Here is a 16,338-nt window from a genome sequence, read left to right on the forward strand (position 1 = left end):
CTGGTTTTGCGACCGTGCAGCCAATAGATTGCAGCCTGGTTGGTTTTTGAACAGTTCTGCGCGAACTCGTGCAGGCAGGTCGCTAAATCAGGAAGGCGTGTGAAGACAGTTGCAGTCATGGCACTTGTTTGGTGCATCATCTCGGGGCAGGCATGGGCGACGCCGTCAAACGACGGTCTCCCAAAGTGGCTGCAGTCCCGGATCGAGCTTTCCGGCGCCTCCGAGAAAAACAGCGACGAGTTTAATGGTCACGTTAAACTGAATACTCGAGGTCTCTTTTTCACCGATCATGTGTTCGGGGTTAAGTTCCAGAACGGTGTCAGCCGCCTGGCGGATCAGGATTCCGATAACCTCGGCTTCAGTTATGGCTTTCCGGTGGGCGATACGCGGGTTGGCGTTGAGATGCTTCGGCGTGACCATCGGGGCGATACCACCTCCGGTGGTGAGCGTTTTAACCAGAGTCAGGACAAGAAAGCGCTTGCAGTGTCTGTGTCCCGTTCTTTGTTCTCCTGGAGGGATGTTCGCTTCAAGACCATTATTCGTCATGCCAGTGAATACGAGGAGCGATTCGAGGCAGGGCACTGGGACGAAAGCGCCAGCGAGGAGCGCTCATCCATGACGTTGGATGCCAGTGGGAAGCGGGAGCTTGCGGCCGGATTTGAAGCCAGTGCGCGTCTTGCCTTGTCGGCTGGTTCCGAGTTCCACCAGGTTGAAGACACTGCTGGGGTGGACGAGTCATCTGCGGTGTTTCAGAAAGCGTCCTTGTCTTCCTCAATTCGTCGCCCGCTGCGCAACTGGTTGTTTGCGCTTGATGGTCATTACCAGTTCGCGCCGTCTGAGTTGCCAGCCAGTGAAAATGTTGTGGTGGCATCGTCGTCTATGATCTCCGGATTCAACGGCAGTTCGTTGTCGAGTCCGGATGGCGGTTGGCTGAAACTGAAGGCGGATAGTCCACAGTTCCGGCTTCCCGGCGCTGAAGGGGTTCAAAGTCGGGTGCAGCTGGCTGCGCTGCGCGGCTGGGTTCCGGGTAAAGAGGCCAACTCCGGTGAATTTGGCCGGGCCAGCGCGGTTGAAGCCTCGCTGCAGTTTGAAACGCGCAGCGTTCAGACCAACCTGTCTGTGGGTCGTTTGGTTGAGACAACCGGCGATTCCGTCGAGCGGCCAGAGTCTCCAGACGTTTCCTTCTCGGTTCGCGTCGCTCTCTAAGTTGTTTTTTTATATTCCGGCTGGCGCCGCCCTATGGCGGCGTCTGTGCCTCATTCTTCATCTATACTTTTCCCGCCCTTGTTCGCGCTTGTCGACCCATTTGTTGACAAGCTGATTTCTGCTTCCCGTGATTTGTTGACAAAAACACATCCCAAGCGTAGTTTTCAGTCTGGATTTGCCATAATTGTTAACAAAAAATGTCTCAGTCAGCGATTCAGTCTCAAACGCGCGCAGATGAAGCCTTTGATTGTCTGCAAACGGCCATCGTAAAAGGGGATCTCGCACCGGGTGAAAAGATCGGGGAGGTCGAGCTCTGTTCTCGCTTCAATCTCACTCGTGGTCCGCTTCGGGAGGCCCTGGGGCGGCTCGAATCTCGTGGGCTTCTTGTTCGTCGGCCTCACGCCGGCGTTAAAGTCGTCTCCCTCAGTGCCGGTGAATTGCTCGAGCTTTACCGGATTCGTGAGGCTATGGAAGGGCTGGCGGCGCGTCAGGCGGCCGAGAGGATGACCGATGATGAAATCTCGGGCCTTCAGGCTACCTTGGACAGCCATGAGCGGATGATTGACGAAGCCCAGGGGCAGGCTTACTACCAGGCTGAGGGCGATTACGATTTCCACCACCGAATTGCAACCGGCAGCCGAAACACCAAGCTGGCCCAAATGCTGTTGGGCGATCTCTATTACATGGTGCGCATGTACCGTTATCGGTTAAGTACTTCCGCAGGGCGGCCGCATCTGGCGCTGGGAGAACATCGTCGCATTGCAGAGGCGATTGCCCAGCGGGACGGCGAACTGGCGGAGTTCCTGATGAAGCGCCATATCAATGCCGCGCGCCAGAATATTGAGCAGAAAATCGAAGAAGGTGTCTTAACCATATAGAGGGGTTGGATTCGCTCACAGGGATCCGATTTGACCACAGAACAAACAAGAGGCTTACATCATGTCAAATACACTGACTCCGGGCGCCCGCTTTCGGCAGGCGCTGAAAGACAATCAGCCCCTGCAGATTGTGGGAACCATCAACGCCTACGCCGCCATGATGGCCGAACGGGTTGGTCATCAGGCGATTTATCTGTCTGGCGGTGGGGTGGCCAATGCCTCTTACGGCCTGCCGGATCTGGGTATGACCACCATGAACGATGTTGTTGAGGATGTTCGCCGTATCACGGCCGCCACGGATTTGCCGCTGTTGGTGGATATCGACACCGGTTGGGGTGGTGCGTTCAATATTGCCAGAACCATTCGCGAGATGGAGCGTGCCGGCGCGGCTGCCGTTCACATTGAAGACCAAGTGGCGCAGAAGCGTTGCGGGCATCGACCGAATAAAGAGATTGTGTCGAAAGAAGAAATGGTTGACCGGATCAAGGCCGCAGCCGATGCCCGGCAAGATCAGGACTTTTTCATCATGGCTCGCACTGACGCGTTTCAGAAGGAAGGGCTCGAAGCCGCGATTGACCGGGCTAAAGCCTGTATTGAAGCCGGTGCCGACGGCATTTTCGCCGAAGCGGTGCATGAGCTAACCGATTACCGGGCGTTCGCGGATGCGCTGGATGTGCCCATCCTCGCCAATATCACCGAGTTTGGTGCCACACCGCTGTATAACCGCAAAGAACTGGCAGAGGCCGGTGCCGGTATGGTGCTGTATCCGCTCAGTGCGTTCCGGGCGATGAACAAAGCGGCACTGACGGTGTATCAGAACATTCTGGAAAAAGGCGATCAAAAAGACGTGGTCGATCTGATGCAGACCCGTATGGAACTTTATGATTTCCTGAACTACCACGAATTCGAGCAGAAGCTGGATCAGTTGTTTGCACAGAACAAGTCGTAAACCACGAAAGATTGAGGGAGAGAGACGATGGCAGAAGCAAAGAAACTGGGCGGTGCCGGGCTGCGTGGCCAGGTTGCCGGTGAAACGGCGCTGTGTACGGTGGGAAAAACCGGTGCCGGGCTGACCTATCGCGGTTACGACATCAAAGATCTGGCGGACAACGCCCAATTTGAGGAAGTTGCGTACCTGTTGCTGCGCGGAAAATTGCCCAATCAGCAGGAGCTGGATGCCTATAAAACCAAGCTGCAGGGCCTGCGTGGCCTTCCCGATGCGTTGAAGCTGGTGCTGGAGCAAATCCCCAAGGACGCCCACCCGATGGATGTGATGCGGACTGGCTGCTCCGTGCTGGGTAACCTCGAAACTGAGAATGACTTCAGCGAGCAAGATGACAAGATCGACCGCATGCTGGCGGTTTTCCCATCAATCATTACCTACTGGTATCGATTTGCGCATGAGGGGGTTCGAATCGATACCGCTCAGACCGAAAGCGATTCCATTGGTGGTGTGTTCCTGGAGCTGTTGCATGGCAAAAAGCCAAGCGAGTTGCATGAGCGGGTGATGAACGTCTCCCTGATCCTGTACGCAGAGCATGAGTTCAACGCATCCACGTTTACCGCTCGGGTTTGCGCGTCGACGCTGTCGGATATTCACAGCTGTGTAACGGGCGCCATCGGCTCTTTGCGCGGCCCTCTGCATGGTGGGGCGAACGAAGCGGCCATGGCGCTGATTCAGAAGTTCCAGACCGCGGACGAGGCCGAGCAGGGCCTGCTCGGCATGCTGGAGCGCAAAGAAAAGATCATGGGCTTCGGCCATGCCATTTACAGTGAGTCAGACCCTCGCAACGCGATCATCAAGAAATGGTCTGAGCAATTGGCTGAGGAAGTGGGTGATACCGTCCTCTATCCGGTCTCCGTGCGCTGTGAAGAAGTGATGTGGCGTGAGAAAAAGCTGTTCTGTAATGCCGATTTCTTCCACGCATCCGCTTATCACTTCATGGGCATTCCCACTGAGCTGTTTACGCCAATCTTTGTGATGTCGCGGGTTTCTGGTTGGGCTGCTCACGTCAAAGAGCAGCGGGCGAATAATCGCATCATCCGCCCGAGCGCGGATTACACCGGGCCTGAGTCCTGCGAGTGGCTGCCAATTGAAAAGCGGGCCTGATGGGTTAACGGGGCACCCCTCTGATACGGGTGCCCGACTTCTTTCTGCCACCGAATTCTTCGACGAGTTTTGATCATGAATACCCAATACCGCAAACCGCTTCCCGGAACCGATCTGGATTACTTCGATACTCAACAAGCTGTTGAGGACCTACAGCCGGGGGCTTACGAGAAACTGCCATACACTTCCCGGGTTCTGGCAGAGCAACTGGTTCGCCGCTGCAATCCCGACATGCTGGCCGACGCGCTCAGACAGCTGATCGAGCGCCGTCGCGATCTGGATTTTCCCTGGTATCCGGCGCGTGTCGTTTGTCACGATATCCTTGGCCAAACGGCGCTGGTGGATCTGGCCGGCCTGCGTGACGCCATTGATGAGCAGGGTGGTGATCCGGCGAAAGTGAATCCGGTGGTGCCGACTCAGTTGATCGTGGATCACTCGCTGGCGGTTGAGCACGCCGGTTTCGAAGAGGACGCATTCGAGAAGAACCGGGCGATTGAGGACCGTCGGAACGACGACCGGTTCCACTTCATCAACTGGACCAAAACGGCGTTCAAGAACGTGGACGTCATTCCGCCGGGCAACGGCATCATGCATCAGATCAACCTGGAGAAAATGTCCCCGGTGGTGCAGGTGCGTGACGGCGTGGCTTTCCCCGACACCTGTGTTGGCACCGATAGTCATACTCCCATGGTGGACGCGCTGGGTGTCATATCCGTCGGCGTTGGTGGCCTTGAGGCGGAAAGCGTGATGCTGGGCCGCGCTTCCATGATGCGTCTGCCGGATATTGTTGGCGTGGAGCTCACGGGCAAGCTGAAGCCGGGCATTACCAGTACCGATATGGTACTGGCGCTGACCGAGTTCCTGCGCAAGGAACGCGTGGTTGGTGCCTATCTGGAGTTCTTTGGCGAGGGTGCCGACAGCCTGAGCGTTGGCGACCGTGCCACCATTTCCAATATGACACCCGAATACGGTGCTACCGCTGCTATGTTCTATATCGATGGCCAGACCATTGATTACCTGAAGCTCACTGGCCGTGATGATGAGCAGGTAGAGCTGGTTGAGAAGTACGCCAAGCACACAGGTCTCTGGGCGGATAGCCTGAACAGAGCGGAATATGAGCGCGTTCTGAAGTTTGATCTTTCGTCCGTTGAGCGCACGCTGGCAGGCCCGTCCAACCCCCATGCACACTTGCCGACGTCTGAACTGGCACAGCGCGGCATCGCCGGTGAATGGCAGCAGGAAGAAGGCAAAATGCCGGATGGTGCGGTGATTATCGCCGCGATCACCAGCTGTACCAACACCTCGAACCCCCGCAACATGGTGGCCGCGGGACTGATCGCTCGCAACGCCAATAAGCTGGGGCTGACCCGAAAGCCCTGGGTGAAATCTTCCCTGGCACCGGGCTCCAAGACCGTCAAGATGTATCTGGAAGAAGCCAACCTGCTGCCCGAGCTGGAAAACATGGGCTTTGGCGTGGTGGCGTTTGCCTGTACGACCTGTAACGGGATGAGTGGTGCACTGGATCCAAAGATTCAGCAGGAAATCATCGACCGTGACCTCTATTCGGTGGCGGTGCTGTCGGGCAACCGGAACTTTGATGGTCGTATCCATCCCTATGCCAAGCAGGCGTTTCTCGCATCTCCGCCACTGGTGGTGGCTTACGCCATTGCCGGAACCATCCGCTTTGATATTGAAAAAGATGCTCTGGGTTATGACATGGAGGGCAATCCGGTCACTCTGAAGGACATCTGGCCGAGTGATGAAGAAATTGATGCCATCGTGAAAAGTTCGGTCAAGCCGGAGCAGTTCCGTCAGACTTATATTCCGATGTTCGACGTGACCAAGGAGGCTCAGGCCGCCAGTAATCCATTGTATGAGTGGCGCCCGCAGAGCACGTATATCCGTCGCCCGCCGTACTGGGAGGGCGCGTTGGCTGGTGAGAAATCGCTCAAAGGCATGCGTCCGCTGGCGATTCTGCCGGACAACATAACGACGGATCATCTGTCGCCGTCCAATGCGATCCTCGCGAGCAGCGCGGCAGGGGAATACCTGGCGAAGATGGGCCTGCCCGAGGAGGACTTCAACTCCTACGCAACGCACCGTGGTGATCATCTGACGGCGCAGCGGGCAACCTTCGCCAACCCCAAGCTGTTTAATGAGATGGTGACGGACGAAAACGGCAACGTGAAGCAGGGTTCCCTCGCCCGCATCGAGCCGGAGGGCAAGGTCACCCGGATGTGGGAAGCGATTGAAACTTACATGGAGCGCAAACAGCCGTTGATCGTCATTGCCGGTGCTGACTACGGCCAGGGCTCCTCCCGTGACTGGGCGGCCAAGGGTGTTGCGTTGGCTGGCGTGGAAGCCATTGTGGCCGAAGGGTTTGAACGCATTCACCGAACCAACCTGGTCGGCATGGGGGTGATGCCGCTTCAGTTTGAGGAGGGCACTACGCGCCGAACCCTGTCACTGGACGGCACTGAGACCTACGATGTGGAAGGCACGCCCGCTCCGCAGGCGATGCTCACCCTGGTCATCCATCGCAAGAACGGCAGCACTGAGCACGTGCCCGTGATTTGCCGCCTGGACACTGCCGAAGAGGTATCCATCTATTCAGCGGGTGGGGTTTTGCAGCGTTTTGCCAAGGACTTCCTGGAAGCTGAGGGTGCGGCATGACCCACGCACCTCAGATCAAGGTCCCTGCCACCTATATGCGCGGAGGTACCAGCAAAGGGGTTTTCTTCCGGCTGCAGGATTTGCCCGAAGCCGCTCAAGCCCCGGGCGAAGCCCGGGACAAGTTATTGCTCAGAGTGATTGGCAGCCCGGACCCGTACCAGAAGCAAATCGATGGCATGGGCGGTGCGACGTCCAGCACCAGTAAAACGGTCATCCTGTCGAAGTCTGCCCAGCCAGACCATGACGTCGACTATCTGTTCGGTCAGGTGTCCATCGACACGCCTTTTGTCGATTGGAGTGGGAATTGCGGCAATCTGACGGCTGCAGTGGGTGCCTTCGCCATTCACAGTGGATTTGTCGACGCTGACAGGGTTCCTGACAATGGCATTTGTACTGTTCGTATCTGGCAGGCCAACATCCGCAAAACCATCGTCGCTCATGTGCCGATGGCCAATGGTGAGGTTCAGGAAACGGGAGATTTTGAACTGGACGGGGTGACTTTCCCGGCCGCCGAGGTTCTGATCGACTTTATGGACCCCGCCGATGGTGAGGGTTCGATGTTTCCGACAGGCAATGCGGTTGATGAACTGGAGGTTCCGGGGCTTGGGAAGTTAAGTGCAACGATGATCAATGCCGGTATTCCGACCATTTTCATCAATGCCCGGGATGTCGGTTACCAGGGCACTGAGTTGCAGGAGGACATCAACGGAGACCCCAAGGCACTGGCCATGTTCGAGACCATTCGAGCCCATGGTGCCGTGAAAATGGGGCTTATTCAGAGCCCGGACGAGGCGGCCACCCGCCAGCATACGCCGAAGGTCGCGTTTGTCGCGCCGCCAAGGGATTATGTTTCGTCAAGCGGGAAAGCGATAGGAAATTCAGACGTCAACGTACTGGTTCGTGCGCTCTCTATGGGTAAGCTTCATCATGCCATGATGGGGACGGCGGCGGTCGCCATCGCAACTGCCGCGGCCGTGCCGGGCACTCTTGTCAATCTGGCCGCCGGCGGAGGGGAACGCAATGAAGTGACGTTTGGCCACCCGTCTGGCACCTTAAAGGTCGGTGCGGCAGCCAGGCTGGAAAATGGTAGATGGGTCGCTGCAAAGGCGTCGATGAGCCGGAGTGCGCGTATCCTGATGGAAGGCTGGGTCAGAGTACCTGCCGGCCAGATCTAGGCACAAACGAAAGACGCCCAGCCTAGCCGAGACCGATCGGCAAGGTTGGGCGTTGGTTTTTTCAAGCGCTGTTTTTAAACCGGCTCCGGGCTAACAGGCCAAAGGCGCCCAAGGCCACAAGGGCGAGGGCCGACGGCTCCGGCACATCTTTCACGCTGATGATCCCCGCAAGCGCCGATTTGGTTGCATTTTTCTGATCCGTTTTGACGTCGCTGACCAGCGCTCCGCCATAAAAAAATCCGCTATCACGGAAGTAATCCTTGTCACTGCCTAATTCGAACGGAATGAACGTCGCTTGATGCAAAGGCGGCATCATGCGATCCCCGCAACCGAGAGACTCAGGACGCGCCAGTCGAGTTGTACCGGTGTCGCACAGAGATCCCTCGGGAGCGATGGTATTTACTGCAGCCCGCTTCTCGATTGTGAAGCTTGAACCAAGCATAGTGGGTACCCGATCGAGAATCGTCTTCGTCGAAACCACAAGGTCCGCCTGTTTCATAAACGTGTCAGCTGGGTCATCAATAGACTGCCTGTCACTACTGATATGACCGATGCGAGAGGCGCAACGCTCCGGTTCTTGAGCGGCAAACAGCGGGGCATCTGAACTGTAGCGATTATTCGGGCCGTTCTCCCCACAAAGGGCTTCAGCGCCGCCAACCGATAACCTGGTCGAAGCAGTCGAATCGCTGGACCACGCGCTGAGCGTGTCCGTTAACTCAATGGGTTCTGCATAGGCACCTGAAGTAAGCAACGTTCCGAAGAGAAATACGTTAACAACAAACTGACGCATACTGGACTTCCGTCTTGGAGTTCTCAATGGTTTAGCCACTGCCGCACTGCGGGATTGTCAGCAAGTGAGACGCCAGCGAGAAGTTTGTGACTAGGAATCAGAAAGTTGGGGCTTCAACGGCGTGCTCCATTGATCAGCGGTTGGTTGGGTGTGTAAAAAAGTGTGACGCAGTTCTCGTTCTTCTTGGTTTACGGCTGTCTCGGCGGTTGAGTCTGAATCGCGGAGCGGTTCTCTGGGCGAGACGATGAGCGGCGGTCTAATTTGATAACCGAAAAGTGGGTTGATTTCGCTGCATTTCCGCGATGTGAAAGAACGAAAGTGACCACGCCAACATCAACCGGTTGCTGAGGATTGGCTTGGGTCTCTTTTGGCGGCAGATTTTGCCTCTCGACATCGCTGGTCGGGGCAAATTCGATGTTTTCAAAGTAAGGTGTCAGGAAAGTTTACAGCTCAAAAGGTGGTGAAATTCTGTCAACGGACGCGCTATCTACGCGGTGTTTGTTAGGGATAACCAACCTGTTTCAGGCGCTAGCAAATCTTTGTTGACGAGCTTTCTTACTGTTATTCCGTCCGATATCTGGCCCGCCCGGAAAAGCTACGCTAGCCTTTTAGAGAAGCGGCGTACCAACTGTGATACAGGTTGTTGCAGTTACAAAAAATTGCATTACACTCAACTTCTGTAAAAAAGCTCTGTTGCAGCGGACGAACGGAGTGGCGAAATTACAAAAGGAGTCGACGTGGCTCACGTCAGATTGTTCAGGCATTACATACACGTTCCATTTGTCGTTCTGGGCCTGATCGATTTCTCGGTCTTGATCTGCAGCTTCCTGCTTGCCACTTTCTTTCGGTATTTTGGTGACGATGGGTATTTCTTCGAAAACCTCTCACTGATCCTTCCTTCTGCCACGGTTTTCTCATCGGTCAATCTTTTGACCATGATTGCTGTTGGGGTGCACCAGTCGCGGCTTGAGGAAGGGATGTCCGGAATGATGCTGCGGACCATCATGGCCCTGGTCATCGGTATTCCTGCGTCTGGATTTTCCTATCTGCTCGCCAGTGATTGGCTCTGGTACCTGGGGTCTAGCGGTGTCCTGACCGCAGCTTCGGTCTTCGGCTTCTTTCTGCTTGGTATCGTGCGTTATGTTTTCTTCGCTCTGGCTGGCAAGGATGCATTCAAACGCAAGGTGCTGGTGTTGGGCTCGGGTTTCCGCGCTCACCAATTGCTTGAGGACCTGAAGACGCCTTTTAACCGCAAGGGCTTTACCCTCACGGGTTTCGTTCCGTTGCCGGATGAACGAACGGAAGTGCCAGATGAGTTTTTGATCTGTCCTGCAACCACGTTGCAGCGATATATCCAAAAGCACCCGGTCAGTGAAATTGTTGTCGCGGTGGACGATCGCCGGAAGGGGCTTCCCATGGAAGACCTCCTTGAATGCAAGATGGAGGGGGTTCGAATCGTTGACGCAATGTCGTTCTACGAGCGTGAGTCGAGGAAGGTCGCGCTTGAGATGCTAACCCACGGCTGGCTGGTTTTCACGGACGGCTTTACCGTGTCCTCGGTGTTTGGATTTGGTAAGAGGTCATTGGATATCTTGGCGTCCTTGGCACTGCTAAGCGTGTCGCTACCCCTGATGATTCTTACCGCTATCGCTATCAAGATCGAAGATGGCCTCAAGGCTCCTATTTTCTACAGCCAGGAGCGCGTCGGCTTGAATGGAAAGGTTTTCAAGGTGCATAAGTTCAGATCCATGGTCACCGATGCCGAGAAAGATGGTGCGGTTTGGGCCAGACAGAACGATACCCGGGTTACGCGCGTTGGCGAGTTTATCCGTAAGGTGCGGATCGATGAGTTGCCTCAGATTTTCAATGTTCTGAATGGCACCATGGCGTTTGTGGGCCCGCGCCCGGAAAGACCGGTCTTTGTCCAGCAGCTGTCAGAAAAAATCCCGTTTTACAGCGAGCGTCACAGGGTCAAGCCTGGTGTAACGGGTTGGGCGCAGCTATGTTTTGCTTATGCGGATAATGAAGAAGACACCAAAGAAAAGCTTCGATATGACCTTTACTACATAAAGAATCAAAGTCTGCTGCTTGATTTATTGATTATAATTCAAACAGTGGAAGTGGTACTGTTCAAAAAAGGATCGCGGTAGTTAGGAGGAAAACCTTCTCATCGCGAAAAGCAAGGATTGATAAAGAGGATGATCAATGTCACGGAAGTTCCCTCTCGCAGCTGCTGTCGTCCTGTTGTCGGTTGCGCTGGCATCAGGTTGTGTCGGTCCCTCGGCCTCTTCTCGGGATCAAATTCAGAGAGCCCTCAGTGTAAATACCACCACAAGCGTTGATGAATATCTGCTTGGTGCCAGTGATGTGGTGCGGGTTTCCGTTTGGCGCAACGAAGATCTGAGTATCGAAGTGCCGGTAAGGCCCGACGGGAAGATCAGTGTTCCACTGGTCGGTGATGTCCAGGCGAGCGGTCGCACGCCGCAGGCCTTGGCGGAAGACATTGAAGGCAGCCTCGCCAGGTACATTCGCCAGCCACAAGTCAGCATTGTCGTAACGTCCATGGGAAGCCACGAGTTCAGCCATCGGGTAAGGGTTACTGGTGCGGTTGAACAGCCGGTGTCTATGCCTCACCGAGCTGGCATGACGGTGCTCGATATCGTCCTTAGTGCGGGTGGAACAACACCGTTCGCCGCGCTGAACAAATCCATGCTGTACAGGAAAGTGGGTGGAGAAATCGTTGCCATTCCTATCCGGCTAGAGGACATCCTCAGCGATGGGGACGTGTCTACCAATTATGCAATCCGTCCCGGCGATATCCTCAGTATTCCTGAGCGGAGCTTTTAATCGTCTAAAGTCAGGCGACTTCAAGACAATCAACAGTGGGTGAATGGCTTATGGCAATGCCTCTCTCCAAGTTGCCAAGCGAAGTTTTTCGGGAAGTCGGTAGTCGAAAATGGCTTGCGCTGCTGATATTTGTACTCGTGAGTTTCGGTGTCCTGTTGGCCGGTTTTCTTTGGCCTTACAAATACACGTCTGAGACCGTTATTTTCATTGATGACAAGAACATCATTCAGCCCTTGATGGAGGGCAGTGCGGTAACCACGGAGATTAATGACCGGGCCTCCGCTGCGGAGGAACTGCTTTGGAGTCGAAGTGTCGTCGAAAAGATTGCCAGAGATGAGGATATCTTTGGGGAAGGCGCAGCCAGCGTTGGCCAAGACAAACTGGAAGACCGAGTCGCGGCTTTGCGAACCAATATTTCGGTTGAGTCGAGGGGTGACAGCTACTTCTCAATTGCCTACAAGTCCCAATCCCCAATGCGCGCATTTCAAATTGCACAGAAAACCGGGCAGCTCTTTATCGAAGAAACGAGTGAACGGAAGCGGACCGAGAGCAGAAATGCTTACGACTTCATCAACAAGCAGGTGAAGAGCTATGAAGTCCAACTCGCGGCCGCGGAAGAGCGTTTAAAGCAGTTTCTTTCCGAAAATGTTGAGGGAACCGATGATGAAGCTAATGACCGAATGGCGAACCTCAGGTCCCAGTTGGAATTGGCGGAAATGGAGAAGTCCGAGCTAGAGACCCGGGCTCGGAGCCTTGAAAGTGAACTTGGCCGGTTGAACCCTATGATCGTGCAGGGGCAGTCGGCAGACGCCTACCAGAACAGAATAAGCGCCCTCGAAGAACAGTTAGATAATCTGCGCCTCAAATACCACGACACCTATCCAGACATCGTTATCCTGCGCGAACAGCTTGCGGAGCTGCGCAAACAACGGACAAGGGCAATTGAGCAAGGCGAGCCGACCCAATCGCTTGCGGGGGAAGCCGTGGCCAATCCTGTTTATCAGGAAATTCAGTCTGAGCTCTCGTCGACACGGGCAAATATACAAACCGTGAATACCCGGATCCTGTCTTACCGTCGTCTGCTCGAGGAGCAGGCTGATCGCATGGAGAGAATCCAGGGCAACAATGCTCAGTACGCCGAGCTCACTCGAGATATGGAGGTCAATAAAGAAATATACGATGACCTTTTGAAGCGGCGAGAGAGAGCCCGGGTGTCCATGCATCTTGATGTTGAGGGCCAGGGCCTGAATTATCGGATTACCGAGAAGGCCCAATTTCCGCTGTCTGCGACCGGGCCTCAATTCTCCATGTTTGCGGTAGCGGGAATCTTTTTGGGCTTGGCCGCACCTTTTGGCTTGATTGCCGGCCTCCTGCAAATCGATCCCAGAGTCAGGGCGAGGGAGCAGTTGGAGGAAGACGTAGACATCCCTGTTCTTGTCCAGTTACCGGAGATCAAAACACCTTTTGAAAAACGGCGTGACAGCCGCGTGACCGTGATGGTCGGCTTGTTGGCCGTCGTTGCGGTTGTCGCATACTTGGCTGTGGCTATCGCGGGAATGATGGGAGTGATCGGATGAGCGAGGGAAAAAGCAACACCGGCCCCCTGAGGGATATCAACGAAGACCCCACAGAACCCCGGAATGAGAGCCCAGCGAATGCGGGTGGTAGTTCCTGGTTGAGGAAAAAAGGCGAACTGAGCAAAGACGGCCTGCCGTACGGAGAGTGGGACGATTCCCGGATGCTTGTTCCCAGCTCTTTGGAGTTAGGCCCGGGGGCTGTCGATCGCTATGTCATCAGCAAACAGATCGTTCGGATGCAGGAAACTCGCAGACTTTCCCCGGACGAAATGGATGAGCGGCGTATAGTCTATCCAGAATCCAACAACCGGGCCTTGGTCAACCGGTTCCGCGATTTGCGCACGCGTCTGCTCGAGAAATCTGGCGGTAATAATTTTACGATGGTTGTCAGCGGAACAAAGGCTGGAGCTGGAGCATCTTTTGTCGCGTTGAATTTGGGAGCTGCGTTTGCCTTCGATCAGGCCAAGACCGCGGTCATTATTGACTGCAACCTCCGGGAGCCGTCCCTTCACTCGACACTCGACGTTTTGCCTGAGGCCGGACTCACTGATTTTCTGGACGAGCCTGATCTGGATATCTCCAGAATCCTCTACCCAACGGGCATACCTCGGCTTCGCCTTATCCCCGCAGGCAGCCGCCGGGAAAACCCGGGGGAATTCTTTACGTCATTTCGCATGAAGCAGTTTCTTATGGCTGTTCGGAGACGGTATCCCGATCGTTTCATTATCCTCGACACCGCACCGGTGACCGAGTCTCCGGATGCGCGGATATTATCTGAAATCTGTGACTACGCGATGCTAGTGGTGCCGCACGGAGGCGTTACACCAAGCCTGGTCGAAGATGCCGCAGCGGCGTTCAATCCGAAAAAATTTGTCGGGGCGGTGATCAATGGGTAAACCGCTAATTCGTTTGGGGGGCATTGGTTTTGTACCGGCCTTGCTGCTGTATTTCACGGTTCCGGCAGGTATAGCGATCGCTGCCCCTGTAAACGTATCACTGGGTTTCGATTCCAGGTTGACGAATAACGCCCGAAAAAGTTTTCAGGACGAGGAAGTCGATGTTGAATCTCGATTGCTATTGGGCATAGGCCATAGCTCGGACACGGGGCGGTGCAATTCAGACCTTCTTGCCCAGGCTCGTTACGAGTACTGGCTCGATGAGACTTTTGATCCTGAGACAGTGGGTTATGTAAATTTTATTGCCGACTGCAGTCTTGGGAGCAATGTCGTTTGGCGTATCGAAGACTATCTCGATGACGTACTCCAGAGTAGCCAGTCTGCCGGTACACCGGATGATCGTAGCCAAAAGAACATCTTTCGCACCGGGCCAATCGCCACCTTCAGGCTGACCTCAGTCGATGATCTGGTCTTATCTGCGTTCTACGAAAATACGGAGTACAGAGAACCTTCGTTCACCGATGGGGAAAGGTACACCGCCAACATTGGTTGGAATCACGCGTTCAGCCAATCCTTCACTGCTGGCCTTGGCGCCAGTGCCGAACGTGCAAGTCTCGATACTGATGAAGAAATCGACAAAATCACGGTTTCGGTTCCCATCACAAAGGAGTGGGCAGCCACCCGGATAGCCGGATCGATAGGATACAGCCAGCTAGAGACCTCTTTTGTTGATCGCGTACAGGAAAGTGATGGAGTCGTCGGAAGCTTCAGTTTACTCAGGGATATTAATCCGACCTCAACTCTATCGATTGAGGCGAGCAGGGAGTTGACGGACCAAACATCAGACTTTGACGTTCGTTTTGGCGAGGTCATTTTTGACCTCGAGGAAACGAGTGCCGTTGAAGTGTCCGCGATACAGGTCAAACTGGAAAAACGTTTCGGGGCAGGCTCTTCGCTTGCGGGCGTTTTGTTCGCCAATCAGACCGATTACCTTGATATTGGTAACCAGGAAACCGGGGAAGGCGCACGAATTGAATATATACAGCCCATCACACGACAGATGGACGCCCGATTTGAAGGCACCTATGACGCTAGAAGCTATACCGTGGACGAGACAGAGGATCAGGGGTTTCGGGGCGTAGCAGGCATTGATTTCCGCTTGAACAGTCAACTGGAAATGATCAGCCAGTTTGGATTCGAACGACGTACAAGTGATGTCGAAACTCGTGGATATGATGAAGCTTGGTTCCTGTTCGGACTGGAATATAACCTCTAACACTCGTTGACCCCCAAAGGTCAAAGGTAGGAAACGTGCCGTGAGTATGGATATAAAGAATGCGCTCACTATTGATGTTGAGGATTATTTTCAGGTTGCCGCTTTGGCGGAAGCTGTTGAACGCAGTGACTGGCCAAAGATGGAGTACCGGGTTGAATCAAACACCGATCGCCTGCTTGAACTTTTCGAACGTTTTGATACCAAAGCAACCTTTTTCGTTCTTGGATGGGTAGCTGAACGTTCGCCAGGTCTTGTTCGGCGGATACAGCAAGCCGGGCACGAAATTGCGAGCCACGGATACAGTCATCAGCTGGTTTACTCCCAGACAGAAAAGGTTTTTCGTGAGGAAACTAGGAAATCCAAGACCATACTGGAGGATATAACCGGCGCTTTCGTTAGCGGTTATAGGGCCGCCAGTTATTCCATCACGGCGAAGTCGCGCTGGGCGCTTGATGTGCTGTGTGATGAAGGGTTTACCTGGGATTCTTCGATTTTTCCTGTCCACCATGATCGTTACGGTATGCCCGGAACTCCCTTCACTCCGTATCGACTTCAGGCACCGAACGGTGGCCAATTAACGGAATTTCCTCTCTCAACCTGCGCTATTGGTAACTATCGCTTACCGATAGCCGGTGGTGGCTATTTTCGGCTGTTTCCGTATTGGTTGAGTCGATGGGGGCTAGGCCAAATCAACAGGCTCGGACAGCCATTTATCTTCTATTTACACCCCTGGGAGATCGACCCGTCTCAACCAAGGCTGGCAGTTAAGGCGCTATCGCGTTTCAGGCACTATAACAACCTCGAGCGTTGCTATGGTCGACTGGAGCGGTTATTGGGAGACTTCAGCTTCGCTCCGGTTTCGTCGGTGTTGTCAGATTCAACCATTCCCCTAGAGCCAATTGCCGTCTGA

At 54.6% G+C, this 16,338-nt stretch carries 13 protein-coding genes; 12 read left to right on the forward strand and 1 reads right to left on the reverse strand.

Annotated features, from left to right (window positions below):
• Window positions 1–99 precede the first annotated feature (99 nt).
• From LPB19_RS10605 to prpF, 6 genes are all read left to right on the forward strand, one after another.
• Window positions 100–1,206 (forward strand): ShlB/FhaC/HecB family hemolysin secretion/activation protein, encoded by a 1,107-nt coding sequence (locus LPB19_RS10605; protein ID WP_206642879.1) that lies wholly within the window; start codon window positions 100–102, stop codon window positions 1,204–1,206.
• Between the two features lie 197 nt (window positions 1,207–1,403).
• Window positions 1,404–2,084 (forward strand): GntR family transcriptional regulator, encoded by a 681-nt coding sequence (locus LPB19_RS10610; RefSeq protein ID WP_206642880.1) that lies wholly within the window; start codon window positions 1,404–1,406, stop codon window positions 2,082–2,084.
• A gap of 58 nt (window positions 2,085–2,142) precedes the next feature.
• On the forward strand, window positions 2,143–3,033 hold the full coding sequence (gene prpB / locus LPB19_RS10615; protein WP_407943959.1) for a methylisocitrate lyase: 891 nt from the start codon (window positions 2,143–2,145) through the stop codon (window positions 3,031–3,033).
• A 27-nt stretch (window positions 3,034–3,060) separates the two neighbouring features.
• Entirely contained in the window at window positions 3,061–4,194 is a 1,134-nt protein-coding gene (gene prpC / locus LPB19_RS10620; protein ID WP_206642882.1) for a bifunctional 2-methylcitrate synthase/citrate synthase, read from the forward strand.
• 75 nt (window positions 4,195–4,269) lie between these two features.
• Entirely contained in the window at window positions 4,270–6,867 is a 2,598-nt protein-coding gene (gene acnD, locus LPB19_RS10625) for a Fe/S-dependent 2-methylisocitrate dehydratase AcnD (protein WP_206642883.1), read from the forward strand.
• Window positions 6,864–8,042 (forward strand): 2-methylaconitate cis-trans isomerase PrpF, encoded by a 1,179-nt coding sequence (gene prpF, locus LPB19_RS10630; RefSeq protein ID WP_206642884.1) that lies wholly within the window; start codon window positions 6,864–6,866, stop codon window positions 8,040–8,042. Before acnD ends, prpF begins: the two co-directional genes overlap by 4 nt.
• A 61-nt stretch (window positions 8,043–8,103) precedes the next feature.
• On the opposite strand, the gene LPB19_RS10635 is transcribed toward prpF, so the two are convergent.
• Window positions 8,104–8,832: a PEP-CTERM sorting domain-containing protein gene (locus LPB19_RS10635; protein ID WP_206642885.1), complete on the reverse strand. Its 729-nt coding sequence runs from the start codon at window positions 8,830–8,832 to the stop codon at window positions 8,104–8,106.
• A gap of 737 nt (window positions 8,833–9,569) precedes the next feature.
• On the opposite strand from LPB19_RS10635, the gene LPB19_RS10640 reads away from it, so the two are divergent.
• From LPB19_RS10640 to LPB19_RS10665, 6 genes are all read left to right on the forward strand, one after another.
• Window positions 9,570–10,982, forward strand: a complete 1,413-nt coding sequence (locus LPB19_RS10640; protein ID WP_206642886.1) for a TIGR03013 family XrtA/PEP-CTERM system glycosyltransferase — start codon at window positions 9,570–9,572, stop codon at window positions 10,980–10,982.
• 55 nt (window positions 10,983–11,037) lie between these two features.
• Entirely contained in the window at window positions 11,038–11,679 is a 642-nt protein-coding gene (locus LPB19_RS10645; protein WP_206642887.1) for an XrtA/PEP-CTERM system exopolysaccharide export protein, read from the forward strand.
• A gap of 50 nt (window positions 11,680–11,729) precedes the next feature.
• Window positions 11,730–13,256, forward strand: coding sequence for an XrtA system polysaccharide chain length determinant (locus LPB19_RS10650; RefSeq protein WP_206642888.1), 1,527 nt, complete (start codon window positions 11,730–11,732; stop codon window positions 13,254–13,256).
• A 161-nt stretch (window positions 13,257–13,417) separates the two neighbouring features.
• Window positions 13,418–14,152: a P-loop NTPase family protein gene (locus LPB19_RS10655; RefSeq protein WP_228289092.1), complete on the forward strand. Its 735-nt coding sequence runs from the start codon at window positions 13,418–13,420 to the stop codon at window positions 14,150–14,152.
• Window positions 14,145–15,428 (forward strand): porin family protein, encoded by a 1,284-nt coding sequence (locus tag LPB19_RS10660; protein ID WP_206642889.1) that lies wholly within the window; start codon window positions 14,145–14,147, stop codon window positions 15,426–15,428. The genes LPB19_RS10655 and LPB19_RS10660 overlap by 8 nt, the downstream gene beginning before the upstream one ends.
• Window positions 15,429–15,474: 46 nt before the next feature.
• Window positions 15,475–16,338, forward strand: a complete 864-nt coding sequence (locus LPB19_RS10665; protein WP_206645772.1) for an XrtA system polysaccharide deacetylase — start codon at window positions 15,475–15,477, stop codon at window positions 16,336–16,338.

The organism is Marinobacter salinisoli, assembly GCF_017301335.1.
In the GTDB taxonomy this organism is placed as follows: Bacteria; Pseudomonadota; Gammaproteobacteria; order Pseudomonadales; family Oleiphilaceae; genus Marinobacter; species Marinobacter salinisoli.

Bases quoted from the DNA above. Each gene is read 5' to 3' on its own strand.
- LPB19_RS10610 (WP_206642880.1), top strand. From the start codon at position 1,404: ATGTCTCAGTCAGCGATTCAGTCTCAAACGCGCGCAGATGAAGCCTTT.
- prpC (WP_206642882.1), top strand. From the start codon at position 3,061: ATGGCAGAAGCAAAGAAACTGGGCGGTGCCGGGCTGCGTGGCCAGGTT.
- acnD (WP_206642883.1), top strand. From the start codon at position 4,270: ATGAATACCCAATACCGCAAACCGCTTCCCGGAACCGATCTGGATTAC.
- prpF (WP_206642884.1), top strand. From the start codon at position 6,864: ATGACCCACGCACCTCAGATCAAGGTCCCTGCCACCTATATGCGCGGA.
- LPB19_RS10635 (WP_206642885.1), bottom strand. From the start codon at position 8,832: ATGCGTCAGTTTGTTGTTAACGTATTTCTCTTCGGAACGTTGCTTACT.
- LPB19_RS10645 (WP_206642887.1), top strand. From the start codon at position 11,038: ATGTCACGGAAGTTCCCTCTCGCAGCTGCTGTCGTCCTGTTGTCGGTT.
- LPB19_RS10650 (WP_206642888.1), top strand. From the start codon at position 11,730: ATGGCAATGCCTCTCTCCAAGTTGCCAAGCGAAGTTTTTCGGGAAGTC.
- LPB19_RS10655 (WP_228289092.1), top strand. From the start codon at position 13,418: ATGCTTGTTCCCAGCTCTTTGGAGTTAGGCCCGGGGGCTGTCGATCGC.
- LPB19_RS10660 (WP_206642889.1), top strand. From the start codon at position 14,145: ATGGGTAAACCGCTAATTCGTTTGGGGGGCATTGGTTTTGTACCGGCC.
- LPB19_RS10665 (WP_206645772.1), top strand. From the start codon at position 15,475: ATGGATATAAAGAATGCGCTCACTATTGATGTTGAGGATTATTTTCAG.